Source organism: Pseudomonas sp. SMV71 (assembly GCF_052042015.1).
Taxonomy (GTDB): Bacteria; Pseudomonadota; Gammaproteobacteria; order Pseudomonadales; family Pseudomonadaceae; genus Aquipseudomonas.
In genome coordinates this window covers 26,341-50,823 of sequence record NZ_JBKGGU010000013.1, presented here as the reverse complement: position 1 = coordinate 50,823, position 24,483 = coordinate 26,341, and the positions used below count along the sequence as shown (strand labels likewise).

At 61.8% G+C, this 24,483-nt stretch carries 23 protein-coding genes; 16 read left to right on the top strand and 7 right to left on the bottom strand.

The annotated features are described in order from the left end of the window. Window positions 1-30: 30 nt before the first annotated feature. The 3 genes from dgcA to ACLEJQ_RS15125 all read right to left on the bottom strand — a co-directional run bounded on the left by dgcA (window position 31) and on the right by ACLEJQ_RS15125 (window position 3,827). Window positions 31-2,091 (bottom strand): dimethylglycine demethylation protein DgcA, encoded by a 2,061-nt coding sequence (gene dgcA, locus ACLEJQ_RS15135; RefSeq protein ID WP_440796276.1) that lies wholly within the window; start codon window positions 2,089-2,091, stop codon window positions 31-33. Window positions 2,092-2,106: 15 nt separating this feature from the next. Next, entirely contained in the window at window positions 2,107-2,637 is a 531-nt protein-coding gene (locus ACLEJQ_RS15130) for a DUF5943 domain-containing protein (protein WP_440796274.1), read from the bottom strand. Between the two features lie 212 nt (window positions 2,638-2,849). Further along, window positions 2,850-3,827 (bottom strand): dipeptidase, encoded by a 978-nt coding sequence (locus ACLEJQ_RS15125; RefSeq protein ID WP_440796272.1) that lies wholly within the window; start codon window positions 3,825-3,827, stop codon window positions 2,850-2,852. 234 nt (window positions 3,828-4,061) lie between these two features. On the opposite strand from ACLEJQ_RS15125, the gene ACLEJQ_RS15120 reads away from it, so the two are divergent. The 5 genes from ACLEJQ_RS15120 (at window position 4,062) to ACLEJQ_RS15100 (ending at window position 6,560) form a co-directional block, all read left to right on the top strand. Beyond that, complete coding sequence (locus ACLEJQ_RS15120) at window positions 4,062-4,463, top strand: lysozyme inhibitor LprI family protein (RefSeq protein ID WP_440796270.1); 402 nt, start codon at window positions 4,062-4,064, stop codon at window positions 4,461-4,463. A gap of 148 nt (window positions 4,464-4,611) precedes the next feature. Continuing rightward, a complete protein-coding gene (locus ACLEJQ_RS15115) occupies window positions 4,612-4,866 on the top strand; it encodes a type II toxin-antitoxin system RelE family toxin (RefSeq protein WP_440796268.1) in 255 nt (84 codons plus the stop codon). After that, window positions 4,850-5,173: a helix-turn-helix domain-containing protein gene (locus tag ACLEJQ_RS15110; protein ID WP_440796266.1), complete on the top strand. Its 324-nt coding sequence runs from the start codon at window positions 4,850-4,852 to the stop codon at window positions 5,171-5,173. Before ACLEJQ_RS15115 ends, ACLEJQ_RS15110 begins: the two co-directional genes overlap by 17 nt. Window positions 5,174-5,291: 118 nt before the next feature. Continuing rightward, window positions 5,292-6,068, top strand: a complete 777-nt coding sequence (locus ACLEJQ_RS15105) for a DUF4239 domain-containing protein (RefSeq protein ID WP_440796264.1) — start codon at window positions 5,292-5,294, stop codon at window positions 6,066-6,068. Window positions 6,069-6,143: 75 nt separating this feature from the next. Further along, a complete protein-coding gene (locus tag ACLEJQ_RS15100) occupies window positions 6,144-6,560 on the top strand; it encodes a DUF3010 family protein (protein ID WP_440796262.1) in 417 nt (138 codons plus the stop codon). A 128-nt stretch (window positions 6,561-6,688) separates the two neighbouring features. On the opposite strand, the gene ACLEJQ_RS15095 is transcribed toward ACLEJQ_RS15100, so the two are convergent. Continuing rightward, window positions 6,689-7,630 (bottom strand): GlxA family transcriptional regulator, encoded by a 942-nt coding sequence (locus tag ACLEJQ_RS15095; RefSeq protein WP_440796260.1) that lies wholly within the window; start codon window positions 7,628-7,630, stop codon window positions 6,689-6,691. A 168-nt stretch (window positions 7,631-7,798) separates the two neighbouring features. On the opposite strand from ACLEJQ_RS15095, the gene choX reads away from it, so the two are divergent. The 6 genes from choX (at window position 7,799) to ACLEJQ_RS15065 (ending at window position 13,298) form a co-directional block, all read left to right on the top strand. Beyond that, window positions 7,799-8,743: a choline ABC transporter substrate-binding protein gene (choX, locus tag ACLEJQ_RS15090; protein ID WP_440796258.1), complete on the top strand. Its 945-nt coding sequence runs from the start codon at window positions 7,799-7,801 to the stop codon at window positions 8,741-8,743. Window positions 8,744-8,815: 72 nt separating this feature from the next. Beyond that, window positions 8,816-9,703 (top strand): 3-keto-5-aminohexanoate cleavage protein, encoded by an 888-nt coding sequence (locus ACLEJQ_RS15085; protein ID WP_440796256.1) that lies wholly within the window; start codon window positions 8,816-8,818, stop codon window positions 9,701-9,703. A gap of 153 nt (window positions 9,704-9,856) precedes the next feature. Next, a complete protein-coding gene (locus tag ACLEJQ_RS15080) occupies window positions 9,857-10,822 on the top strand; it encodes an L-carnitine dehydrogenase (RefSeq protein WP_440796254.1) in 966 nt (321 codons plus the stop codon). 176 nt (window positions 10,823-10,998) lie between these two features. Then, complete coding sequence (locus ACLEJQ_RS15075; RefSeq protein ID WP_440796252.1) at window positions 10,999-11,475, top strand: thioesterase family protein; 477 nt, start codon at window positions 10,999-11,001, stop codon at window positions 11,473-11,475. Window positions 11,476-11,492: 17 nt separating this feature from the next. Further along, window positions 11,493-12,656, top strand: coding sequence for a gamma-butyrobetaine dioxygenase (locus ACLEJQ_RS15070; RefSeq protein WP_440796250.1), 1,164 nt, complete (start codon window positions 11,493-11,495; stop codon window positions 12,654-12,656). A 378-nt stretch (window positions 12,657-13,034) separates the two neighbouring features. Further along, window positions 13,035-13,298, top strand: a complete 264-nt coding sequence (locus ACLEJQ_RS15065) for a hypothetical protein (protein WP_440796248.1) — start codon at window positions 13,035-13,037, stop codon at window positions 13,296-13,298. 146 nt (window positions 13,299-13,444) lie between these two features. Here the strand turns inward: ACLEJQ_RS15065 and ACLEJQ_RS15060 are convergent, their stop codons facing one another. Further along, window positions 13,445-14,548: a GlxA family transcriptional regulator gene (locus ACLEJQ_RS15060; RefSeq protein WP_042731607.1), complete on the bottom strand. Its 1,104-nt coding sequence runs from the start codon at window positions 14,546-14,548 to the stop codon at window positions 13,445-13,447. Window positions 14,549-15,152: 604 nt separating this feature from the next. Further along, window positions 15,153-16,529 carry an L-serine ammonia-lyase gene (locus ACLEJQ_RS15055; RefSeq protein ID WP_440796246.1) on the bottom strand — a complete coding sequence of 459 codons (1,377 nt, stop codon included), beginning with the start codon at window positions 16,527-16,529 and terminating at the stop codon, window positions 15,153-15,155. Window positions 16,530-16,954: 425 nt separating this feature from the next. Here ACLEJQ_RS15055 and ACLEJQ_RS15050 point away from each other — a divergent pair, with 425 nt between their 5' ends. From ACLEJQ_RS15050 to choV, 3 genes are all read left to right on the top strand, one after another. Continuing rightward, complete coding sequence (locus tag ACLEJQ_RS15050) at window positions 16,955-17,902, top strand: choline ABC transporter substrate-binding protein (protein ID WP_440796244.1); 948 nt, start codon at window positions 16,955-16,957, stop codon at window positions 17,900-17,902. 70 nt (window positions 17,903-17,972) lie between these two features. Beyond that, on the top strand, window positions 17,973-18,818 hold the full coding sequence (gene choW / locus ACLEJQ_RS15045; protein WP_245144625.1) for a choline ABC transporter permease subunit: 846 nt from the start codon (window positions 17,973-17,975) through the stop codon (window positions 18,816-18,818). Next, window positions 18,815-19,993, top strand: coding sequence for a choline ABC transporter ATP-binding protein (gene choV / locus ACLEJQ_RS15040; protein WP_440796241.1), 1,179 nt, complete (start codon window positions 18,815-18,817; stop codon window positions 19,991-19,993). The genes choW and choV overlap by 4 nt, the downstream gene beginning before the upstream one ends. A 273-nt stretch (window positions 19,994-20,266) precedes the next feature. Here the strand turns inward: choV and ACLEJQ_RS15035 are convergent, their stop codons facing one another. After that, window positions 20,267-21,835 carry a BCCT family transporter gene (locus tag ACLEJQ_RS15035; protein WP_440796470.1) on the bottom strand — a complete coding sequence of 523 codons (1,569 nt, stop codon included), beginning with the start codon at window positions 21,833-21,835 and terminating at the stop codon, window positions 20,267-20,269. A gap of 365 nt (window positions 21,836-22,200) precedes the next feature. Between ACLEJQ_RS15035 and betI the strand changes: the two genes are divergently transcribed. Together betI and betB are read left to right on the top strand one after the other, a co-directional pair. Further along, window positions 22,201-22,821: a transcriptional regulator BetI gene (gene betI / locus ACLEJQ_RS15030; RefSeq protein WP_440796239.1), complete on the top strand. Its 621-nt coding sequence runs from the start codon at window positions 22,201-22,203 to the stop codon at window positions 22,819-22,821. Window positions 22,822-22,901: 80 nt separating this feature from the next. Next, window positions 22,902-24,374 carry a betaine-aldehyde dehydrogenase gene (gene betB, locus ACLEJQ_RS15025; RefSeq protein WP_440796237.1) on the top strand — a complete coding sequence of 491 codons (1,473 nt, stop codon included), beginning with the start codon at window positions 22,902-22,904 and terminating at the stop codon, window positions 24,372-24,374. Window positions 24,375-24,483: the final 109 nt, after the last annotated feature.

Sequence of the window (24,483 nt, the reverse complement as noted above, 5' to 3'; positions counted from 1 at the left end):
GCTTGTAGCTTGCCGCTTGCAGCTACGCCGTCAAAAATCCTTACAGAGCCGAAGCGCGTCATAGATGGCGGCGTGTGTATTACGCTGGGCCACGCAGTCGCCGATGCGGAACAGCAGGTAGCCATCGCCGCTCTGCTCCAGGCACGGCTGGGGCTTGATCGCGAACAGGGCTTCGACGTCAATCTGACCCTTGTTGCGCGACCCTTCCTTCAGCGCGTAATAGATTTCCTCGTCCGGCCGCACGCCGTTCTCCACCACCACCTGGTCGACTACGCGCTCTTCCTTGGCACCGGTGTATTCGTTCTCCAGCACCGCCACCAGTTTGTCGCCTTCGCGGTAGACCTTCTCCAGCATCATGTCCCCGGTCATGATTACTTCTTTGGGGTACATGCTGCGGTAGTAGGTCGGGAACGAGGTGCCACCAATCGCAACGCCCGGCTTGATGTCGTCGGTGACGATCTCGACCTGGCTGCCCTTGTCGGCGAGGAAGTCGGCCACCGACATGCCGGTGAACTCGCAGATGGTGTCGTAGACCAGCACGTTCTTGCCAGGCAGCACCTTGCCGTCGAGCACGTCCCAGCTGCTGACCACCAGCCCTTCGGCGGCGCCCCAGTGCTCGTTCTGCTCCACGTTCGGATGCCCGCCGACGGCCAGCACCACCACGTCCGGACGCAGGTCCATGATGGTCGCCGCGTCAGCCGCCACGCCCAGGCGCAGGTCGACTTTCAGCCGCGCCAGTTCCAGTTGGAACCAGCGGGTGATACCAGCGATCTGGTCCCGTTGCGGCGCCTTGGCAGCAGTGGTGATTTGCCCGCCGATGAATTCCTTCTTCTCGAACAGGGTCACGTCGTGGCCGCGCTCGGCAGCGACGCGTGCCGCTTCCATGCCCGCCGGGCCGGCACCGACCACCACCACCTTGCGTTTCGGCCCGGTGGATTTCTCGATGATGTGCGGCACGCCCATGTACTCACGGGACGTCGCGGCGTTCTGGATGCACAGTACGTCCAGGCCCTGGTACTGACGGTCGATGCAGTAGTTGGCACCGACGCACTGCTTGATCTGGTCGACCTGGCCCATCTTGATCTTGGCGATCAGGTGCGGGTCGGCGATGTGGGCACGGGTCATGCCGACCATGTCCACATATCCGCCTTCCAGGATCCGCGTGGCCTGGTTCGGGTCCTTGATGTTCTGCGCGTGCAGGACAGGAACCTTGACCACTTCCTTGATACCGGCGGCCAGGTGCAGGAACGGCTCCGGTGGATAACTCATGTTCGGGATGACGTTGGCCAGCGTGTTGTGGGTGTCGCAACCCGAACCGACCACGCCGATGAAATCCAGCATGCCGGTGTCGTCGTAGTACTTGGCGATCTGCTTCATGTCCTCGTGGGACAGACCATCAGGGTGGAACTCGTCACCACAGATGCGCATGCCCACGCAGAAATCGTCGCCCACTTCGGCGCGCACAGCCTTGAGCACTTCCAGGCCGAACTTCATGCGGCCCTCGAAGCTGCCGCCCCACTCGTCGGTGCGTTTGTTGACCCGCGGGCTCCAGAACTGGTCGATCATGTGCTGGTGCACGGCGGACAGCTCGACACCGTCCAGGCCACCGGCCTTGGCGCGGCGCGCAGCCTGGGCATAGTTGCCGATCACCCGCCAGATTTCTTCCGGCTCGATGGTCTTGCACGTGGCACGGTGCACCGGCTCGCGCACGCCCGACGGCGACATCAGGGTCGGCCAGTTGAAGCCGTCCCAACGCGAGCGACGGCCCATGTGGGTAATCTGGATCATGATCTTGGCGCCATGCTTGTGCATGGCGTCGGCCAGGTTCTGGAAGTGCGGGATGATGCGGTCGGTGGACAGGTTCACCGAGCTCCACCATTCCTGCGGGCTGTCGATGGCCACCACCGACGAGCCGCCGCAGATCGCCAGGCCGATGCCGCCCTTGGCTTTCTCTTCGTAATACTTCACGTAACGGTCGGTGGTCATGCCGCCGTCGGTCGCGTAGACCTCCGCGTGGGCGGTGCTGAGCACGCGGTTGCGGATGGTCAGTTTGCCGATCTGGATCGGCTGGAACATTGCTTCAAAAGCCATGGCGCGGTCCTCGACTTACAACGGCTTGACGATGAACAGGCCGTCGTCGTGGCCTTCTTCGGAACCACCATAGACCTGCTCGGCCACGGTGCGGATCGAACTGCCACGGGCGGCCAGGATCTGGTCCATGGCGCCGGCGAACCAACCTGTGAACATGTAGTCGACCTTGCGCCCGACCTTGCCGTACACGTAGACGAACGCCGAGTGCTCGAGCTTGACGCTGCAGGTGCCTTTGTCCAGGTCGATGTCCTGGATCTTGAACAGGCCCCAGCCGCGCTGCGACAGACGCTTCATGTAGTGCTCGAACACCGCGACGCCTTCCAGGCCATGGCATTCGGCTTCTTTTTCACACCAGTGCCAGGCGGATTTGTAGCCGGCCTTGTAGAGAATCTCGGCGTAGGCCTCGGCGCCCAGCACCTCCTCGATCCCCATGTGGTTGTTGACGAAGAAGTGACGCGGCACGTACAGCATCGGCAGGGCGTCGGAGGTCCAGACACCGGTTTCGCTGTCGACTTCGATAGGCAGTTGGGGGGCGATTTTGGCCATGAAAACTTGACTCCGGAAATTCGTGATCATTACTGAGCGAAGCGTTTGCTTTTGCTCTTATAAAAAAGCTGCGTGAATGCCTTTGGAGCCGTGGCGAGCACGTCGAGAGCAAGGAAGGACCGGAGCGACAAGCGAGACAGTACGCATGTACGGCGAGCTTGGCGCGAGGACCTGACGCAGCTATCGGCGAGCGGAGTAGGCTCCAGAGGTATTCACTCGCCCCAGACGTCTTTCAGGACGTTCACCCAGTTCTCGCCCATGATCTTGCGTACTACTCGCTCGGAGTGACCGCGCTTGAGCAGCGTCTCGGTGAGGTTCGGGAACTCGCCCACGGTGCGGATGCCCAGCGGGTTGATGATCTTGCCGAAGTTGGTCAGGCGGCGGGCGTAGCCCTTGTCATGGGTCAGCATTTCGAAGAACGCCTGGTCGTGACCCTGGGTGAAGTCGGTACCGATGCCGATGGCGTCTTCGCCAACGATGTTCATGGTGTACTCGATGGCCTCGGCGTAGTCGTCGATGGTCGAGTCGATGCCCTTGGCCAGGAACGGCGCGAACATGGTCACGCCGACGAAACCGCCGTGGTCGGCAATGAACTTCAGCTCTTCATCGGACTTGTTGCGCGGGTGCTCTTTGAGGCCGGACGGCAGGCAGTGGGAATAGCAGACCGGCTTCTTCGATTCGAGGATGACCTCTTCGGAGGTCTTGGAACCGACGTGGGACAGGTCGCACATGATGCCGACGCGGTTCATCTCGGCGACGATTTCACGACCGAAGCCCGACAGGCCGCCGTCACGCTCGTAGCAGCCGGTGCCGACCAGATTCTGGGTGTTGTAGCACATCTGCACCACACCGACGCCGAGCTGCTTGAAGATCTCGACGTAACCGAGCTGATCTTCGAACGCATGGGCGTTCTGGAACCCGAAGATGATGCCGGTCTTGCCCTGTTCCTTGGCGCGACGGATGTCGGCGGTGGTTTTCACCGGGATCACCAGGTCGCTGTTTTCACGGATCAGTTTCTGGCTGGCGACGATGTTATTGATGGTGGCCTGGAAGCCTTCCCACACCGACACCGTGCAGTTGGCGGCAGTCAGGCCGCCCTTGCGCATGTCTTCGAACAGGTCGCGGTTCCATTTGGCAATGATCAGCCCGTCGATAACGATGCTGTCGGCGTGCAATTCGGCTGGGCTCATCAGGCAGTCCCCTTTTATCGGATTTCATGCGCCGAATCGTCTGCCGGCGCTTTGGGGCCAGCATATGCCTCGGGGCCGTGGGGACCGGGTGCAAAAACGACAGGGGAATTGCCGAAAGCGTCAATCACCGACATTGGGCCATGACAGGCCCACCCTGCCCGTCTGTTCTTTAGCCCACGGTTGCGCCAGAATCCGCGGCATCACTGGCTTTCACTGGACTTGAGCGGCAACGCGATGAAATCAATCTTCCTGGCTTTGGCACTGATCAGCACCGTCGCACACGCAACCGAAGACACCGAACCGAACCCTTGCGACGCCGTGGAAAACGACGTCCAGACCCTGGCCTGCTCGGCCTACGGCAAGACCGCCGCCGAACAACTGCTCAGCGAAAACCTGCAAAGCCTCAACGAACGCCTGCAAACCCGCTACGCCAGCGACAAGACCCAGCTGACCGACATCACCGCCAAGATCAAGGCCGCCCAGCAACTGTGGCTCAAACAGCGCGAAGCCGACTGCGCCATCGCCGCCTTCCCGGCCAAACCCGGCAGCGAAGCCTACAAAATCGCCGAAAACGACTGCATGGCCCAGGTGAGCGATGATCGGTCGGAGTTTTTGGAGTCGATTGGGCAAGAGTGATGGCGCAACAAGAGCAAATCTTCATGATCTGGAGACGCACCGTGCAGTGACTTGCACCTGGAGCAATATCCCGTCAACTTTCATCCGTTGGCGTTGAGGGAAATATAAGTCAGCATTTAAAAAAACTTATAAAAGACTTATATTTCCCATGAACACCATTCATTGGACCAGAAAGGCCGTTAAGCAGCTTCTGAGATTGCATTCTGTTCATCAGGTCCAGGTTCGGGATGCCGTTACGTTGCTCACCCGGATGCCTGATGTGACTAACGTCAAAGCGCTCGTCGGCCATGACTATGCGTACCGCCTCCGGGTGGGGAATTATCGAGTCATGTTCGACTGGGACGGGGCGATCAAGGTCGTCAGCATTCAAGAGGTCAAGAAACGCGATGAACGTACCTACTGATATTCAGATCATCAACGATGCAGACGGCAATCCGGCATTTGTGGTCATCCCATATGCCCAGTACGTTGCGCAAAAGCTGGAGCCCGACCTGATCCCCCATGAAGTCGTCAGCCGTATCGTCGACGGCGCAACCCCCATCCGCGCCTGGCGCGAACACCTGAGCCTGACCCAGGAAGACGTTGCCAGACGTCTCGGGATTTCTCAGCCGGCCTTTGCCCAGCAGGAATCCGTCGCCAAACCTCGCCGGGCGACTCGCGAGAAAATTGCCGCTGTCTTTGGCATCCATGCCGATCAGTTGGAGCTGTAGCTGCACGTCGTCTTGCAGCAGGGCGGCTCCACCACCGCCTACTGTCAACTCTGACAGTAGGCGGATCACTACGAGAATCCTAGGATGAACCCACGCTTCGCTTTGCGGGGATTCTCGAATGCATGCGCTCACTGTCTTGCCCTTCTACGGCGCGGCCATTTTCATTGCCATCGTGCTGGGTATCGAGGCCGGTCGCCGAATTGGCAATCGCCATCTGGCCCAGGATCCCGAGGGCGCCCGCCAGGGCATCGGGGCCATTGAAGGCGCGGTATTCGGTCTGTTGGCACTATTGATCGCCTTTACCTTCTCCGGCGCAGCCTCGCGCCTGGATCAACGGCGAGCGTTGATCATTGCCGAAACCAACGCCATGGGCACCGCCTGGCTGCGCCTGGATCTGCTGCCGGCCAGCGAGCAACCTGTCATACGCCAGGCGTTCCGGGACTATGTCGACGCCCGGATCGAGTATTACCGTGATCTGCGCGAGGATCAGGTCGACGAGGCGGCCCACGACCGAGCCAACGCTTTGCAACAGGCCATCTGGAAAAGCACGATCGGCGCCATGCAAAAGATGCCCACTCCGACGTTGGGAACCAGCGTGCTGCAAGCGCAGAATGAAATGATCGACATCACCACCACCCGCGCCGTGGCGCACGAGACCCATCCACCCTTGGCCATCTATCTGATGCTGGTGACCATGGCCCTGATCAGCGCCGTGCTGATCGGCTACGGCATGGCCGGTACAGCCCAACGCAAATGGCTGCACAGCCTGGGTTATGCGGCGGTCATGGTTGGCGTGCTGTATGTGATCCTGGACTTCGAATACCCCCGTTTCGGCATCATCCGGGTCGACTACTTTGACAAGATCATGCTGGACCTGCGCAAGACCATGGACTGAGGCGACAAAATCACCACGTCTCCAGGCTTCGATGTGGATAGACTTGAGCCTCATACCCCGATCCCGAAGGTTCGAATGATTATCTGCGGCATTGAAATCAAAGGCAGCGAAGCGATCATCGCCGTTGCCTCGCTGGATCAGCAGGCGCTGAGCCACGTTGCGCTGAACACCAGGAAAATCGCTCTGGATGACGATGACGAGGCAGCCAACGTCAAGGCGTTCGCAGCCCGGGTCCGGGCGTTTGTGCTGGAAAACGGTATCGAGCGGATCGCCATCAAGAAGCGCAGCAAGAAAGGCGAGTTCGCCGGCGGCCCGACCACGTTCAAGATCGAAGGGGTTTTCCAGCTGTTGGAAGGCTGCGAAGTGACGCTGTTGTCACCGCAGACCATCAATGCCCAGAGCAAAAAGCATGACTTCGCTTTGCCGGCGACGCTGAATAAATATCAGCATGAGGCGTACAAAGCGGCGTGTGCGGCGTTGAAGAAACAATAATGCACCAGGCAAGGCATCTCCTGTGGGAGCGAGCCTGCTCGCGATAGCGATCTGTCAAACGGCACATCAGTCACCTGATCCATTGCTATCGCGAGCAGGCTCGCTCCCACAGGGTCCGTGTTCGGCCATCAGACCACCTTGCGCCGATCCTCCCGCGGACACCGCTCGAACCGCGCTCGATAACTGCGGGTGAAATACGACGGTGACTCAAAGCCACAGGCGATGCTGACCTCCAGCACGCTCATGTCAGTCTGGCGCAGCAGTTGCCGGGCTTTTTCCAGACGCAGGCGCAGGTAGAAGTTGCTCGGGGTGTCGTTCAGGTGCAGGCGGAACAGGCGTTCGAGCTGGCGTCGGGTGACGCCGATGGCCTCGGCCAACTCCAGGGTCGTCAGCGGCGGCTCGCTGTGGCTCTCCATTTCACCGATGACGTGCACCAGTTTCTTGTTACGCACGCCGTAGCGACTGGCGACTTCCATTCGCTGGTGGTCCTTGCGTGGACGAATGCGCCCCAGCACGAATTGCTCACTGACCTGGATTGCCAGCTCGGCACCGTGGGCCTGGCCGATCAGGTCCAGCATGAGGTCGATGGACGCCGTACCGCCGGCACAGGTGATGCGGCGGCGGTCGATCTCGAACAGCTCCTGGGTCACGCTGAGCTGCGGATAGGACTCCTTGAACGCCTCGATGGCTTCCCAGTGCAGCGTCACTCGGTGCCCTTCCAACAACCCCGCCTCGGCCAGGACCACGCTGCCGGTATCGATGCCGCCCAGGGTCACGCCTTCCTTGTCCAGCCGATGCAGCCAGCGCTCCAATGCCGGTGTGGCGAACTTCAGCGGTTCGAACCCCGCCACCACCCACAGCGTCGCGCCTTTCTTCAACGGCTCAAGCGCCGCATCGGCATTGACCGACATGCCATTGCTCGCCAGCACCGCCCCGCCGTCGGCACTCAGCACATGCCAGCGGTACAGCTCACCGCGAAATCGATTGGCGACGCGCAACGGCTCGATGGCCGAAATGAAACCGATGGCCGAAAAACCCGGCATCAACAAAAAGTAGAAATCCTGGGACATTAAGCGCACTCGGTTGGCGGCAGCGTGGGAACTTGATACGCCAGTTGGTCGCTGCAGTGCAAGAGCGCGTCGCCGCAGTGCGCTTTGCCGAGGGCTCGCCTGCGTAACTTGGCATCACCGGCGCGCAGACACCGGAATCCATAACAATAAGCTGCCGAGGACCCCGCCATGAAACGATTGATCAGCTCTTGCGTTCTTGCTGTGTGCGGTACCACTTTCCTGAATGGCGCCGCCCTGGCGGCAGAGCCCGCCGCGTGTCAGAACGTGCGCCTGGGCGTGGTCAACTGGACTGACGTCATCGCCACCAGCGCGCTGACCCAGGTGATGCTCGATGGCCTCGGCTACAAGACCAAACAGACCAGCGCCTCCCAGCAGATCATCTTTGCCGGGATTCGCGACCAGCGCCTGGACGTATTCCTGGGGTACTGGAATCCCTTGATGACCCAGACCATCACCCCGTTCGTCGAAGCCAGGCAGGTCAAGGTGCTGGACCAACCAAGCCTCAAGGACGCCCGCGCCACCCTCGCCGTGCCGACTTACCTGGCCGATAAGGGCCTGAAAACCTTCGCCGACATCGCCAGGTTTGAAAAAGAGCTGGGCGGCAAGATCTACGGCATCGAACCAGGCTCCGGCGCCAACACCCAGATCAAGGCCATGATCGCCAAGAACCAGTTCGGCCTGGGCAAGTTCCAGCTGGTCGAATCCAGCGAAGCCGGCATGCTCGCCGCCGTGGACCGCGCCGTGCGCCGCAAGGAAGCCGTGGTGTTTTTCGGCTGGGCCCCGCACCCGATGAACGTCAACGTGCAGATGACCTACCTCACAGGCAGCGAAAACGCCCTCGGCCCGAACGAAGGCATGGCCACCGTCTGGACCGTCACCGCGCCGGACTACGCCAGCCAATGCCCGAACGTCAGCCGCCTGTTGAGCAACCTGACGTTCACCGCCGAGGACGAGAGCCGGATGATGCAGCCGCTGCTGGATCACAAGGACCCCCTCGAGTCGGCCCGGCAATGGCTCAAGGACCATCCGCAGGACAAACAGCGCTGGCTCGAAGGCGTCACCACCTTCGACGGCAAGCCGGCCGCCGACAACCTCAAGCTCACCAGCAACTGATCACTCGTTATCCATCTGCGCAGCACCCACCGGGCTGCGCAGTGACTCACCTCGCCTGAAGGAAGCCGTACCATGAACCACGACGTCATCATCACCTGCGCACTCACCGGTGCTGGCGACACGACCGCCAAGAGCCCCCACGTCCCGGTCACCCCGAAACAGATCGCCGAGGCCGCCGTCGAGGCCGCCAAGGCCGGTGCCACGGTGGTCCACTGCCACGTCCGCGACCCGCAGACCGGCAAGTTCAGCCGCGACGTGGCGCTGTACCGCGAAGTGATGGAGCGCATCCGCGAGGCGGACGTGGACATCATCGTCAACCTCACCGCCGGCATGGGTGGTGATCTGGAGATCGGGCCCGGCGAACGGCCGATGGAGTTCGGTCCCAACACCGACCTGGTGGGCCCGCTGACGCGCCTGGCTCATGTCGAAGAACTGCTGCCGGAAATCTGCACGCTCGATTGCGGCACCCTGAACTTCGGCGACGGCGACACCATTTACGTCTCGACTCCGGCGCAACTGCGGGCCGGCGCCAAGCGCATCACCGAGCTGGGAGTGAAAGCCGAACTGGAAATCTTCGACACCGGCCACCTGTGGTTCGCCAAGCAGATGATCAAGGAAGGCCTGCTGGACAACCCGCTGTTCCAGCTGTGCCTGGGTATCCCATGGGGTGCGCCGGCCGACACCACCACCATGAAAGCCATGGTCGATAACCTGCCAGCCGATGCGGTGTGGGCCGGCTTCGGCATCGGCCGCATGCAAATGCCGATGGCGGCCCAGGCCGTGCTGCTGGGCGGCAACGTACGAGTCGGGCTGGAAGACAACCTGTGGCTGGACAAAGGCGTACTCGCCACCAACGGCCAACTGGTGGAACGCGCCAGCGAAATCCTCAGCCGCCTCGGGGCGCGGGTGCTCACCCCGGCGGAAGGTCGCAAGAAGATGGGGCTGACCCAGCGTAGCTGACCAGACACCCCCGTCCCTGTGGGAGCGAGCCTGCTCGCGATGACGGTGCGACAGGCGCCGAATGTGCCGACTGACACTCCGCCATCGCGAGCAGGCTCGCTCCCACAAAGGCTCCCCCACAATCAGCTCACCGAACTATTTCAGGAAACCACCATGCGCTTTATCACCGACATCAAGACCTTCGCCGCCCTGGGCAGCGGTGTAATCGGCAGCGGCTGGGTCAGTCGCGCCCTGGCCCATGGGCTGGACGTCGTGGCCTGGGACCCGGCGCCCGGCGCCGAAGCGGCGCTGCGCAAGCGCGTCGCCAATGCCTGGGGTGCGCTGGAACAACAGGGCCTGGCACCCGGCGCCTCTCAGGACCGGCTGCGCTTCGTCGCGACCATCGAAGAATGCGTGCGCGACGCCGACTTCATCCAGGAGAGCGCCCCCGAGCGCCTGGAATTGAAACTCCAGTTGCACAGCCAGATCAGCGCCGCCGCCAAGCCGGACGCGTTGATCGGCTCCAGCACCTCGGGCCTGCTGCCGAGCGAGTTCTATGAAGGCTCCACCCATCCGGAGCGCTGCGTGGTCGGGCATCCGTTCAACCCGGTTTACCTGTTGCCCCTGGTCGAAGTGGTCGGCGGCAAAAACACTGCGCCCGAAGCCGTTCAGGCGGCGATGCAGGTTTACCAATCCCTCGGTATGCGACCGTTGCACGTGCGCAAGGAAGTGCCCGGATTCATCGCCGACCGCTTGCTCGAAGCGCTGTGGCGCGAGGCCCTGCACCTGGTCAACGACGGCGTGGCGACCACCGGCGAGATCGACGACGCCATTCGCTTTGGCGCCGGGTTGCGCTGGTCATTCATGGGCACCTTCCTGACCTACACCCTGGCCGGTGGCGACGCCGGCATGCGCCACTTCATGGCCCAGTTCGGCCCGGCGTTGCAACTGCCGTGGACCTACCTGCCGGCGCCGGAGCTGACCGAAAAGCTGATCGATGACGTGGTGGATGGGACCAGCGCACAACTGGGCAACCACAGCATTTCAGCATTGGAGCGCTACCGTGACGATTGCCTGCTGGCGGTGTTGGAGGCGGTGAAAGCCACAAAGGCCAGGCATGGCATGGCCTTTGGTGACTAAACGCTATTCCTGTGGCGAGGGAGCTTGCTCCCGCTCGACCGCGAAGCGGTCGCAAAACCAGCTGACGCGATATTTCTGATACACCGCGTTATCAGCGTTTGGGGGGCTTCGCCCCAGCGGGAGCAAGCTCCCTCGCCACACATGTGTACACCAGTGCTCATCTGCGGAGTTCCACCATGCCCACCCTCACCACCTACAAAACCCACATCCGCCCCGAATGGGTCGATTACAACGGCCATCTGCGCGATGCCTATTACCTGCTGATTTTCAGCTACGCCACCGACGCGCTGATGGACCTGCTCGGGCTGGACAGCCAGAACCGCGACGCCAGCGGCCATTCGCTGTTCACCCTCGAACTGCACCTGAACTACCTGCACGAGGTGAAGGTAGACGTCGACGTGCAAGTGCACACGCAAATCATCGGCCACGACGCCAAGCGCCTGCACCTCTACCACAGCCTGCACCTGGCCGGTGGCGACAAAGAGCTGGCGGGCAACGAGCAGATGCTCCTGCACGTGGACCTGGCCGGCCCGCGCGCCGCGCCCTTCACCGAGCAGACCCTGGACAAGCTCCAGGCCCTGCTGGATGAACAATCCGACCTGCCGCCCCCAGCGTACATGGGTCGGATCATTGCCCTGCCGCCCGCCCGATAACAGCCCAGGAGACCGCCATGCGCACCGCCACCGCTTTTGCCGATTTCCGCCGCTATCCCCTGGTGTGTTCCCTGAGCGTGGTGACACCCTTGGCGGACCGGGTGCAGGTCACCTGGGCCGACGGCCGGGTCAGTCCTTTCCATCATCCGTGGCTGCGGGACAACTGCCCTTGCCCACAATGCGTCTACAGCGTCACCCGCGAACAGGTACTGGAAATCGTCGATGTGCCTGAAGACCTGGCGCCCGCCGCGACCCATCTCGACGACCAGGGCTGCCTGTGCGTGGACTGGCAGGACGGCCACCAGAGCCGTTTCGACCCGGGCTGGTTGCGTGCCCACGCCTACGACGATCAGTCCCGGGCCGAACGGCTGGCCGGCAAGCCGCGGCGCCAGCTCTGGCAGCACGACTTGCGCATACCCGTGTTCGACTACCCGGCATTGATGACCGACAACGCCGCCCTGCTGCAATGGCTAATGGCGGTGCGCGACATCGGCCTGACCCAGGTGCGTGGCGTGCCCACCGAACCCGGCTCGCTGAAACCGATTGCCCAGCGGATTTCCTTCATTCGCGAAAGCAACTTCGGCGTGCTGTTCAATGTGCAATCCAAGGCCGACGCCGACAGCAACGCCTACACTGCTTTCAACCTGCCGCTGCACAGCGACTTGCCGACTCGGGAATTGCAGCCGGGCTTGCAGTTCCTGCACTGCCTGGTCAATGACGCTGAAGGCGGCGAGAGCATTTTTGTCGATGGTTTCGCCATCGCCCAGGCCCTGCGCCAGGAAGATCCCGACGCCTTCGCTGCGTTGTGCGAAATCCCGGTGGAGTTTCGCAACAAGGACCGCCACAGCGACTACCGCTGCCTGGCGCCGATCATCGCGCTGGATACCCTCGGGCAAGTCTCGGAAATTCGCATGGCGAACTTTCTGCGCGGGCCGTTCGACACCTCGGTCGAGCAAATGCCCAGGCTCTACAACGCCTACCGACGCTTCATCGCCCTGACCCGCGAACCACGGTTTCGCGTCATGCAACGCCTGGAGCCCGGCCAGCTCTGGTGCTTCGACAATCGCCGCACGCTGCACGCCCGCAACGCCTTCGACCCGGCCACCGGGGCGCGGCATTTCCAGGGGTGCTATGTGGATCGGGATGAGTTGTTGTCGCGGATTCTGGTGTTGCAGCGCTAGAGCGCGTCATCGCTCATCGCTCATCGCGAGCAAGCTCGCTCCCACAAGGGATATGCAATCCCCTGTGGGAGCGAGCCTGCTCGCGAAGCGGCGTGTCCGACAACCCATCACTCCCAGTCTCACGCAGACAAAAAAATCCCCGATCAAGCCGTGACAGGATCGGGGCAGGAGGCGTTACTGGAGGAGCTGTTGCGCGAGGGTGACCAAACCATCGTGATTCAGCTTGAGGCCAGTGTGCCCAGTCCCGGATTGTGCGAGTTAACCGAAAACGACCTGTTCATAGGTATCCCTGCCATTGCGACAGTTTGCCCTTGCCGCCGCTTCGGGTGGCTACCAGAATCGAGTCACGCCCCCCATCCCGGAACAAGGAAAAGCGTCATGATGCACGCCGATTTGATCGACCAGGAAGACCTGCTGGGCCAGCTCAAGGCCCTGGGTCTCCAGATTCCCAGCGGCTCCAGCGCCGAACAGGCCTGTGAGTGTGCCGTACGCGGGCTGGACAGGGCCCGCGCCAATGAATTGCGGCGGATGGTCAAGGACATGTACACCAGCAGCGCGACCATCCTGCCGGCCGTGCGCCAGGCGATCGAACAGCAGCTGCTGCCGGCGTTGGCGGATTACCAGAAGAACCACAGCGCCTGACCTTGTGGCGAGGGAGCTTGCTCCCGCTCGGCCGCGAAGCGGTCGCAAATCCAGTCTCCGCGATATTTCTGGAACACCGTGATATCCGGATTTGGGGGGCTTCGCCCCCAGCGGGAGCAAGCTCCCTCGCCACAAAGGGCCTCGGCTCAGAGCCTTACACTGGCAAACGTCGACTCATTGCGCGCCTGGCTCAGCGCCGACAGCGGGCCGGACAATGGCGACAGCACCAGGGCCTGCGGCAACGGCATCATCGCCACCTGTTGCGTGGTGTTGGAGCCGACACGTTCGTCACGCGGCGGAATGCCGAAGTATTCGCGGTAGCACTTGGAAAAGTGCGGCGTGGAGACGAAGCCGCACACCGAGGCCACTTCGATGATCGACATCGGCGTCTGCTTGAGCAACTGCCGAGCACGGATCAGCCGCAGCTTGAGGTAATAGCGCGACGGCGAGCAGTGCAGGTACTTCTGGAACAAACGCTCCAGCTGACGCCGCGACACGGCGACGTACACCGCCAGTTCGTCGAGGTCGATCGGCTCTTCCAGGTTGGCTTCCATCAGCGCGACGATTTCCTGCAACTTCGGCTGGTTGGTGCCGAGCATGTGTTTGAGCGGCACACGCTGGTGATCCTGCTCGTTGCGGATGCGCTCGTAGACGAACATTTCGGAAATGGCCGCCGACAGTTCGCGACCGTGGTCACGGCTGATCAGGTGCAACATCATGTCCAGCGGCGCGGTGCCGCCGGAGCTGGTAAAGCGGTTGCGGTCGAGGGTGAACAGCCGGGTGCTCATCGACACCCGTGGGAAAGCTTCCTGCATCGCTGCCAGGCATTCCCAGTGCACGCTGCAATCGAAGCCGTCCAGCAGGCCGGCGCAGGCCAGGGCCCAACTGCCGGTGCAGACCGCGCCAAGGCGCCGGGACTGGCGGGCCTGGCCTTGCAGCCATGACACGTGCTCGCGGGTAACAGTGCGCTGGATGCCGATGCCGCCACATACGATGACCGTGTCCAGGGGCGGTGCCTTGTGCATGGAGGCGTCAGGGGTGATCTGCAAGCCGTCACTGGCCCAGACCTGGCCGCCGTCGACGGTGAGGGTGGTCCAGCGATACAACTCTCGACCGGACAACTGGTTGGCCATGCGTAGCGGCTCTACCGCGGACGCCAGGGAAATCAGCGTGAAATTGTCCAGCAGCAGAAAGCCGATGGATTGAGGCGCACGGTTCTGGGGTTGGGCCCCGGAGTTGGACGTCGTCATCGCGGTATCTCCTCACACAAAGCGGGTGATGGCCTCAGGCGGAGGCTCTTGTTATTGCCATCGTTCTGTTGCCAGAAACGGGCTTTTCCGGGATAGAGCAATTGCCGTGCCTAAAGTTGAATGCGTATTCAATAAATCCTGAAAACGACATCGCGCCCCTCTAGACAAGGGGTGGATCCGGTACAGGTTATTGGCATTAATCGTGGCGGCGGGCAGCCGTCACAGCGGGCTGTGAGCAGTTCGGTAGCACTTGTGGGTACTGGGCTGCGCCGCTTGCGCAACCGGTATCACCACAGGGCGGGTGACGGACGGTCAGGCGCCGTATAGCGACGAACCCGACAACGGGCGTCTTGTCTGTTAGCGACGCGCTAAAAGGTGGCGTGTTTTCTTCTTTCTGCTCAATTTACGAGCGATATGCGGATCACTATCAGGACCGGCGACAAGCCTTCCTGTGGCGAGGGGAGCTTGCTCCCGCTCGACCGTAAAGCGGGCGAAAAAGGGGCTTCGGGAAACTTCTGAAAGACCGAGGGTGCCAGGTTTTGGGGGTGCTTCGCACCCCAGCGGGAGCAAGCTCCCTCGCCACAGGGGCAGGTGCGGTGTTCTGTCAGCACTCCACCGCACTCACCGCCAACCCGCCGCGCGAGGTCTCCTTATATTTGTCATGCATGTCTGCACCGGTATCGCGCATGGTGCGGATCACCCGGTCAAGGGAGATAAAGTGCTGGCCGTCGCCGCGCAGGGCCATTTGTGCAGCGTTGATGGCTTTTACCGCGGCAATCGCATTGCGCTCGATGCACGGCACCTGCACCAGGCCGCCCACCGGGTCGCAGGTCAGGCCGAGGTTGTGCTCCAGGCCGATTTCCGCTGCGTTGCACAATTGCTCCGGCGTCGCGCCGAGGATTTCCGCCAGGCCCGCCGCCGCCATCGCGCAGGCCGAACCGACCTCCCCCTGGCAACCGACTTCGGCACCGGAGATCGATGCATTCTTCTTGCACAGGATCCCCACCGCCGCGGCACCTAAGAAGTAGTCCACCACGTTGGCGTCGGTCACCGCTTCGCTGAATTTCATGAAGTAATGCAGCACCGCCGGAATGATCCCGGCCGCGCCGTTGGTCGGGGCCGTGACCATGCGCCCGCCGGCGGCATTTTCCTCGTTGACCGCCAAGGCATACAGGTTGACCCACTCCATGGCGCTGAGCGTCGAGCCGATGACATTGGGTTTGTTCAGCTCTTGCAGGCTGCGGTGCAGCTTGGCCGCACGCCGTCGAACATTCAGGCCGCCGGGCAGGATGCCCTCATGTTTGAGGCCGTGCTCGACGCACTCCTGCATGGCCCGCCAGAGTTTCATCAGGCCGCTGCGGATCTCCTCTTCCGAGCGCCAGACCTTTTCGTTGGCCATCATCAATTCGGCCACCCGCAGGTTGTGAGTGCGACACAGTTGGAGCAGTTCTTCGGCGCTGGAAAAATCGTAAGGCAGCTCGGTGGTATCCAGATCGACGACGCCGCTGTTGGCCTGGGCCTGGTCGACGACAAAACCACCGCCCACCGAATAATAGGTGTCACGGTGCAACTCGCCGTTGTCGCCTTCGGCCACCAGCGTCATTGCATTGGGGTGGAACGGCAGGTTTTCATCGATCAGGCGCATGTCCCGGGACCATACGAACGGCACCGGCAGGCGACCGTCCAGCAACAGGGTCTGGGTTTCGCGCAACAGCGCGATACGCGGGGCGATCTGCGACGGATCGATTGCATCCGGCCACTCCCCCATCAATCCCATGATGACAGCGGTATCGCTGCCATGGCCGATGCCTGTGGCCGACAACGAACCATACAGCTGCACCTCGATCCGGCGCACATCATCGAGCAACGCCTTTTCCCGCAGTGCTTGCACGAACAACGCCGCGGCACGCATGGGGCCCACGGTGTGGGAACTGGACGGGCCGATACCGATTTTGAACAGGTCGAATACGCTGATTGCCATTGCCTAGAACCTCCAGAACGGGCACACGCGGGCGCGGAAGCACCCGCTGACGGAGCTGCTACGCTCAACGCCGGGATGGCCGCATCATCCGGTTTTTACCCTGGAGCCCGACGTCTGACACCGACGCAATCATGCCCGCCAGCGCCGCCGGCGTTTTACCCCGGTTTTACGGCGTTTTTCTGCGTGTCAGAGCTGCACCAAGGGCGGAAAAAATCTGTAAACGACGTCACCGACACTGGATGCGACCCTCCCTGTACTGGATACGACTATCCCCGTAGGCGTCAGATTTGCACTGGTACATGATCAGTTACGGCTCGTTTGCAAGGCCGCGTGCAAGAGAGTGCCCACGCGCCACCAACCGCAATACCAATAAGCGAGCGGTTGTCCTGCCAGGACACTGCCGATAAAACACCAGGAGTCTACCCATGAAAGGTTCCAAGCCATTGTTGTTGGCCGCCATGCTGAGTCTTCCGATGCTGGCCAACGCTGCAGAACCCCCGCAATGCAGCACCGTCAACTTCTCTGACGTCGGCTGGACCGACATCACCGTGACCACCGCCACTACCAGCGTGGTACTCGATGCGTTGGGCTACAAGACCAAGACCATCATGATTTCCGTGCCGGTGACCTACAAGTCCCTGGCCGATGGCAAGAACATGGACGTGTTCCTCGGCAACTGGATGCCGACCATGGAGAACGACATCAAGGCCTACCGCGAAGCCGGGACCGTAGAAACCGTACGCACCAACCTCAAGGGTGCCAAGTACACCCTCGCCGTGCCCCAGGCGCTGTACGACAAAGGCCTGCATGACTTCGCCGACATCCCCAAATTCAAGAAAGAACTGGACGGCAAGATCTACGGCATCGAGCCTGGCAACGACGGCAACCGCCTGATCCAGAGCATGATCGACAAGAACGCCTTCGGCCTGAAGGACGCGGGTTTCAAAGTCGTCGAGTCGAGTGAAGCCGGCATGCTGTCGCAGGTCGACCGGGCCTCCAAGCGCGGCACCGACGTGGTGTTCCTGGGTTGGGCTCCTCACCCGATGAACACCCGCTTCAAGATCCAGTACCTGACCGGCGGCGATGACTTCTTCGGTCCCGACTTCGGCGCGGCCACCGTGGCGACCAACACCCGCAAGGGCTACAGCCAGGAATGCAGCAACGTAGGCCAACTGCTGAAGAATCTTGAGTTCACCGTCGACATGGAAAGCTCGCTGATGGGCAACGTCCTGGACGACAAGATGAAGCCTGAAGCCGCCGCCAAGGCCTGGCTGCAGAAGAACCCACAGGTACTCGATACCTGGCTCGCTGGCGTGACCACCATTGACGGTAAACCTGGCCTGGAGGCCGTGAAAGCCAAGCTCGCGAAGTAACTGCTTATGTTAGGCCGGGCGGGCTCGCTCGCCCGGGCTGTTAATCCCTTGCATGCGGACGTTCACTACCATGCTCATTGATCAGAAAATACCCTTGGGCCAGTACATCGCGGGCTTTGTCGAATGGTTGACGCAAAACGGCGCCAGCACCTTCGACGCAATCGCGCTGTTTCTGGAAACGATGATTCACGGCGTGACGTTTGCGCTGACCTGGTTCAACCCCCTGGCCCTGATCGGCCTCATCGCCCTGCTGGCGCATTTCATCCAGCGTAAATGGGGCCTGACCGTATTCGTCATCGCGTCCTTCCTGCTGATTCTCAACCTGGGTTACTGGCAGGAAACCATGGAAACCCTCGCCCAGGTGATGTTCGCCACCCTGGTCTGCGTACTGATCGGCGTGCCGCTGGGCATTGTTGCCGCGCACAAGCCGATGTTCTACACCCTGATGCGGCCGGTGCTCGACCTGATGCAGACCGTACCGACCTTCGTCTACCTCATTCCTACCCTGACCCTGTTCGGGCTGGGCGTGGTTCCGGGCCTGATCTCCACGGTGGTGTTCGCGATTGCCGCGCCCATCCGCCTGACGTACCTGGGTATCTGCGACGTTCCGGAAGAATTGCTCGACGCCGGTAAAGCCTTCGGCTGCTCCCGTCGCCAGCTCCTGTCGCGTATCGAACTGCCCCATGCGATGCCGAGCATCGCGGCCGGTGTCACCCAGTGCATCATGTTGTCGTTGTCGATGGTGGTGATCGCTGCGCTGGTGGGTGCCGATGGCCTGGGCAAACCCGTGGTCAACGCACTGAACACCGCTGATATCGCCCTGGGCTTCGAAGCCGGCCTGGCGATCGTATTGCTGGCGATCATGCTCGACCGAATCTGCAAACAACCCGACGCTAAAGTAGGGGGTGACGCATGAGCATCATTCGTTTCGAAGACGTCGATGTCATTTTCTCCAACCGTCCCAAGGCCGCGCTGGACCTTCTGGACAAGGGCCTTTCGCGCCCCGAAATCCTGCAAAAGACCGGCCTGATCGTCGGCGTGGAAAAAGCCAGCCTGTCCATCGAGAAGGGTGAAATCTGTGTCCTGATGGGCCTTTCCGGCTCAGGCAAATCCAGTCTGCTGCGCTGCATCAACGGTTTGAACACCGTCAGTCGCGGCAAGTTGTTCGTCGAACATGAAGGACGGCAGATCGACATCGCCTCCTGCTCGCCTGCCGAATTGAAGATGATGCGCACCAAGCGCATCGCCATGGTGTTCCAGAAGTTCGCCCTGATGCCTTGGCTGACCGTGCGCGAGAACATCAGCTTCGGCCTGGAAATGCAGGGTCGTCCCGAGAAGGAACGACGCAAGCTGGTGGATGAAAAACTCGAGCTGGTGGGCCTGACCCAGTGGCGCAACAAGAAGCCCGACGAGCTGTCCGGCGGTATGCAGCAACGGGTCGGCCTGGCACGTGCCCTGGCGATGGACGCCGACATCCTGCTGATGGACGAACCGTTCTCGGCCCTCGACCCGCTGATCCGCCAGGGTTTGCAGGACGAACTGCTGGAACTGCAACGCAAACTGCAAAAGACCATCGTGTTCGTCAGCCATGACCTGGACGAAGCCCTGAAACTGGGCAGCCGGATCGCGATCATGAAGGACGGCAAGATCATCCAGTACAGCAAGCCGGAAGAGATCGTGCTGAACCCGGCGGACGATTACGTACGCACCTTTGTCGCCCATACCAACCCGCTCAACGTGCTCTGCGGTCGCAGCCTGATGCGCACCCTGGACAACTGCAAGCGCATCAACGGCTCGGTGTGCCTGGACCCGGGTGGCGATTCCTGGCTCGACCTGGCCGAAGGCAACACCATCAAGGGCGCCCGCCAGAACGGCGCGGCACTGGACCTGCAAAACTGGGTGCCGGGCCAGGCCGTCGAAGAACTGGGCCGCCGCCCGACGCTGGTGGATTCCAACATCGGCATGCGCGACGCCTTGCAGATCCGCTACCAGACCGGCAACAAACTGGTGCTCCACGACAACCAGAAGGTCGTCGGGATCCTCGGCGACAGCGAGCTGTACCACGCCCTGCTCGGCAAGAACCTGGGCTGAGCCAGCGCCAACAAAAACGCCGCGAGAGATCGCGGCGTTTTTGTTTGTGGCCTATCGCTGGCAGCCGGCCTGCAATGCTGGCGGCTTATCCTGGAACGCTGACTGCTGGCCTGAAATGCCGCCCCTGTGGCGAGGGAGCTTGCTCCCGCTCGGCTGCGCAGCAGCCGCAACCCGGGTCACTCGGTACCGCGGGTGACGTCAGGTTCGGGGGCTGCTACGCACCCCAGCGGGAGCAAGCTCCCTCGCCACACAAGCTCCTCGCCACGACGGTGTTTACAACTGTCGATCCAGTTGCATCATGCGTTCACTGAAGCGCTGCCAATCACGCGTCTCCAACGCCGCCTGCTCCTGTTCGAGCTGCACGTCCCGGCGCATGGCCTTGTGCAGACCGAACATGAAAAACACCAGCACCACCGAGAACGGCAAACCGGCCAGCACCACCATGGTCTGCATGGCTTCGAAGTTACCGGCAAACAGCAGGCCGATGGTCACCAGGGTGATCACCACCGACCAGAAAATCCGCAGCCAGTGCGGCGCATCTTCGTCAACGGTGCCGCCCTTGCAGGAAAGGTTGGCCATCATCACCGCACCGGAATCCGCCGGGGTCAGGAACAACACGAAACCGACGAAAATCGACACGCCGATCACCACTTTCGACGCCGGGTAATGCTCCAGCAACTGGTAGATCGCCATCGACGGCTGTTGCAGTGCCGTCTTGCCCAGCTCCACTGCCCCGTGGTTCATCACCAGGTCCAATGCCGAGTTACCGAAGATCGACAGCCAGGCCAATGTGAAGCCCAGGGGAATCAGCAGCACGCCGGCCACCAGTTCACGCACGGTACGGCCACGGGAAATACGTGCGATGAACATGCCCACGAATGGCGCCCAGGAAATCCACCACGCCCAGTAGAACAGCGTCCACAGGCCCAGCCAGCGATCCGAATCGGCGCCGTTGCCCTCATACACATACAGATCGAAAGTCTTGAGCACCACACCGTTGAGATAATCGCCAATGTTCTGCACGAAGCCGTTGAGCAAGTGCAGGGTCGGGCCAAACAGCAGGACAAAGATCAGCAGGCCGCTGAACAGCACGATGTTCAGGTTCGACAACCGGCGAATGCCATTCTCCACACCAGACACCGCGGCGATGGTCGCCACCGTGCTCATCACGATGATGACAATCAGCAGGTTGGTGTTGCTGTGCTCCATGCCGAACAGGCTTTCCAGTCCGGACGACACCTGCAGCGAGCCGATTCCCAGGTTCGTCACCAGCCCCAGCAGGGTCACGAACATGCCGAAACCGTCCACCGCATGGCCGGCTGCACCTTTGACCCAACGCTCGCCCACCAACGGGTACAACGCCGAGCGCAGCGCCAGCGGCTGGTGATGCCGGTAGGCGAAATACGCCACGGCCAGGCCGACCAGCGCATAGATCGCCCAGCCATGCAGGCCCCAGTGCAGGAACGTCAGTTGCACCGCCTGGCGGGCGGCCAGGTTGCTGCCGGCCACGCCTTCGGGCGGATTGAAAAAGTGATCCAGCGGCTCGGAGGCTCCGAAGTACAACAACGAAATGCCGATGCCCGAGGAGAACAGCATCCCGGCCCAGGCACCGTAGCTGAAGTCCGGCGTGTCGTCCTTGCTGCCCAGCTTCAGCTTGCCGTAGGAAGAGAACGCCAGGCCGACCACGAACACCAGGTATGCCGCGATCACCACCATGTAGTACCAGCCGAAGCTGCGTGACAGCCACGCCTGGGCAATGCCGAGCAATCGGCCGGCCTCCTGGGGCGCAATGATCAGGATGGCGGTCAACAGCAAAATCAGCGCGGTGGAGGTGTAGAACACCCAACCGTTGACCGTCACCTTTTGCGGCGGGGTCTTTATTAGAGAAGCGGAACTCATTGCACGGATGCTCCAGGCAGTGCGAGAGAAGGACAAGGCAACGCGGTACCCGACCAATCGATCAGTTGGCAGCCGACCGGCGGGTGTTATAAAGACACCCCACAAGCCCCGTCCCCAGTGAAAGCTGGGGCCTGGGCCGTTGGATGTCCGGTTTCTGCGCCATTTACTCGTAGGAAATTTCGGCAAATCGCGACGAATTGTCGCAGAGCTTATTCTTTGTTGATTGAACGTTCAATCAAAACAAAATAGACTGGCCCACGCACCGACAGACGAACTCGCCTGCCGGTTGGCCTAAGGAGATGTGCTAGATGCCCAAGGTCGGTATGCAACCCATACGCCGCCAGCAATTGATCGAAGCCACGCTGCAAGCGGTTGATCAGGTCGGCATGGGGGACGCCAGCATTGCGCTGATCGCCCGTTTGGCCGGTGTCTCGAACGGCATCATCAGTCACTACTTTCAGGATAAGAATGGCCTGATCGCGGCCACGGCCCAGTACCTGATGACTGTCCTGAGCGAGAACGTCACCGCGCGCCGCCAGGCACTGGAGGACAGCAGCCCGCGGGCGCACCTAAAGGTGATCATCGAAGGCAACTTCGACGCCAGCCAGGTCAACGGCCCGGCTATGAAAACCTGGCTGGCCTTCTGGGCCACCAGCATGCATCACCCGTCATTGCACAGGTTGCAGCGGATCAACGATCACCGTCTGTATTCCAACCTGTGTTGCCAGTTCCGTCGCGTGTTGCCCGTCGATGAGGCGCGCAGTGCGGCACGGGGCCTGGCCGCTCTGATTGACGGTTTGTGGCTGCGCGGGGCGCTGTCGGGAGACGCGTTCGACACCGCCCAGGCACACCGGATCGCTTACGAATACATGGATTTCCAACTGGCCAAGGCAGGAGCGCCAGAGCACACAGAACCGCTCGGCTCCTGAACCGCCACCGACCCGCGTAGTCAGCTGTAGAGGACACGCCCGGTGGCCCAGCCAACCACTTATGCACTTGCGAGGACTTTATGGCCCGTTTCGAACTGCAAAAACTCTACATCGATGGCGCGTACAGCGATGCCAGCGGCGACGCCACCTTCGAAGCCATCAACCCGGCCAACGGTGAGGTTCTCGCGCTGGTGCAGCGTGCCACCCAGGAAGACGTCGAGCGCGCCGTGGTCAGCGCCGAAAAGGGCCAGAAAGTCTGGGCCGCGATGACGGCCATGCAGCGCTCGCGCATCCTGCGTCGCGCCGTGGACATCCTGCGCGAACGCAACGATGAACTGGCCGCCCTGGAAACCCTGGACACCGGCAAGGCCTACTCCGAAACCCGCTACGTCGACATCGTCACCGGCGCCGACGTGCTGGAATACTACGCCGGCCTGGTGCCCGCCATCGAAGGCGAGCAGATCCCGCTGCGCGACACCTCCTTCGTCTACACCCGCCGCGAGCCGCTGGGCGTCGTAGCCGGCATCGGCGCGTGGAACTACCCGATCCAGATCGCCCTGTGGAAATCCGCACCGGCCCTGGCCGCCGGTAACGCGATGATCTTCAAGCCCAGCGAAGTCACCTCGCTGACCACCCTGAAGCTGGCCGAGATCTACACCGAAGCCGGCGTTCCGGCGGGCGTGTTCAACGTGCTGACCGGCAGTGGCCGTGAGGTCGGCACCTGGCTGACCGAGCACCCGCGCATCGAGAAAGTTTCCTTCACCGGCGGCACCGACACCGGCAAGAAAGTCATGGCCAGCGCCTCGAGCTCTTCGCTCAAGGACGTGACCATGGAGCTGGGCGGCAAGTCGCCGCTGATCATCTGCGACGACGCCGACCTGGATCGCGCCGCCGACACCGCGATGATGGCCAACTTCTACAGCTCCGGGCAGGTCTGCACCAACGGCACACGCGTGTTCGTACCGAGTCACCTCAAGGCCGCCTTCGAAGCCAAGATCGCCGAGCGCGTGGCGCGCATCCGCGTCGGCAATCCAGAGGACGAGAACACCAACTTCGGTCCGCTGGTGAGCTTCGCCCACATGGAAAGCGTGTTGGGCTACATCGAGAAGGGCAAGGCCGAGGGCGCACGCCTGCTGTGCGGCGGCGCGCGCCTGACCGACGGCGCGTTTGCCAAGGGTGCGTTCGTTGCGCCGACCGTCTTCACGGATTGCACTGACGAGATGACCATCGTCCGTGAAGAAATCTTCGGCCCGGTGATGAGCATCCTCAGCTATGAAACCGAGGAAGAAGTCATCCGCCGCGCCAACGATACCGACTTCGGCCTGGCCGCCGGCGTTGTGACCCGCGACCTGAACCGCGCCCACCGCATCATCCATCAACTGGAAGCCGGTATCTGCTGGATCAACGCCTGGGGCGAGTCCGACGCCAAGATGCCGGTCGGTGGTTACAAGCAATCGGGCGTGGGTCGAGAGAACGGGATCAGCTCGCTGAACAACTTCACGCGCATCAAATCGGTACAGGTCGAGCTGGGCGATTACGCGTCGGTGTTCTGATCTGACGCGGTGCCTTGTGGCGAGGGAGCTTGCTCCCGCTGGGCTGCAAAGCAGCCCCTCTTCAGGGCCCATCGCCATCCAGACAGAACCCGGTCGCTTGATTTGCGAC

Excerpts from the sequence above, each read along its gene's own strand:
- dgcA (WP_440796276.1), bottom strand. The coding sequence starts at position 2,091 with ATGGCTTTTGAAGCAATGTTCCAGCCGATCCAGATCGGCAAACTGACC.
- ACLEJQ_RS15130 (WP_440796274.1), bottom strand. The coding sequence starts at position 2,637 with ATGGCCAAAATCGCCCCCCAACTGCCTATCGAAGTCGACAGCGAAACC.
- ACLEJQ_RS15125 (WP_440796272.1), bottom strand. The coding sequence starts at position 3,827 with ATGAGCCCAGCCGAATTGCACGCCGACAGCATCGTTATCGACGGGCTG.
- ACLEJQ_RS15120 (WP_440796270.1), top strand. The coding sequence starts at position 4,062 with ATGAAATCAATCTTCCTGGCTTTGGCACTGATCAGCACCGTCGCACAC.
- ACLEJQ_RS15115 (WP_440796268.1), top strand. The coding sequence starts at position 4,612 with ATGAACACCATTCATTGGACCAGAAAGGCCGTTAAGCAGCTTCTGAGA.
- ACLEJQ_RS15110 (WP_440796266.1), top strand. The coding sequence starts at position 4,850 with ATGAACGTACCTACTGATATTCAGATCATCAACGATGCAGACGGCAAT.
- ACLEJQ_RS15105 (WP_440796264.1), top strand. The coding sequence starts at position 5,292 with ATGCATGCGCTCACTGTCTTGCCCTTCTACGGCGCGGCCATTTTCATT.
- ACLEJQ_RS15100 (WP_440796262.1), top strand. The coding sequence starts at position 6,144 with ATGATTATCTGCGGCATTGAAATCAAAGGCAGCGAAGCGATCATCGCC.
- ACLEJQ_RS15095 (WP_440796260.1), bottom strand. The coding sequence starts at position 7,630 with ATGTCCCAGGATTTCTACTTTTTGTTGATGCCGGGTTTTTCGGCCATC.
- choX (WP_440796258.1), top strand. The coding sequence starts at position 7,799 with ATGAAACGATTGATCAGCTCTTGCGTTCTTGCTGTGTGCGGTACCACT.
- ACLEJQ_RS15085 (WP_440796256.1), top strand. The coding sequence starts at position 8,816 with ATGAACCACGACGTCATCATCACCTGCGCACTCACCGGTGCTGGCGAC.
- ACLEJQ_RS15080 (WP_440796254.1), top strand. The coding sequence starts at position 9,857 with ATGCGCTTTATCACCGACATCAAGACCTTCGCCGCCCTGGGCAGCGGT.
- ACLEJQ_RS15075 (WP_440796252.1), top strand. The coding sequence starts at position 10,999 with ATGCCCACCCTCACCACCTACAAAACCCACATCCGCCCCGAATGGGTC.
- ACLEJQ_RS15070 (WP_440796250.1), top strand. The coding sequence starts at position 11,493 with ATGCGCACCGCCACCGCTTTTGCCGATTTCCGCCGCTATCCCCTGGTG.
- ACLEJQ_RS15065 (WP_440796248.1), top strand. The coding sequence starts at position 13,035 with ATGATGCACGCCGATTTGATCGACCAGGAAGACCTGCTGGGCCAGCTC.
- ACLEJQ_RS15060 (WP_042731607.1), bottom strand. The coding sequence starts at position 14,548 with ATGACGACGTCCAACTCCGGGGCCCAACCCCAGAACCGTGCGCCTCAA.
- ACLEJQ_RS15055 (WP_440796246.1), bottom strand. The coding sequence starts at position 16,529 with ATGGCAATCAGCGTATTCGACCTGTTCAAAATCGGTATCGGCCCGTCC.
- ACLEJQ_RS15050 (WP_440796244.1), top strand. The coding sequence starts at position 16,955 with ATGAAAGGTTCCAAGCCATTGTTGTTGGCCGCCATGCTGAGTCTTCCG.
- choW (WP_245144625.1), top strand. The coding sequence starts at position 17,973 with ATGCTCATTGATCAGAAAATACCCTTGGGCCAGTACATCGCGGGCTTT.
- choV (WP_440796241.1), top strand. The coding sequence starts at position 18,815 with ATGAGCATCATTCGTTTCGAAGACGTCGATGTCATTTTCTCCAACCGT.
- betI (WP_440796239.1), top strand. The coding sequence starts at position 22,201 with ATGCCCAAGGTCGGTATGCAACCCATACGCCGCCAGCAATTGATCGAA.
- betB (WP_440796237.1), top strand. The coding sequence starts at position 22,902 with ATGGCCCGTTTCGAACTGCAAAAACTCTACATCGATGGCGCGTACAGC.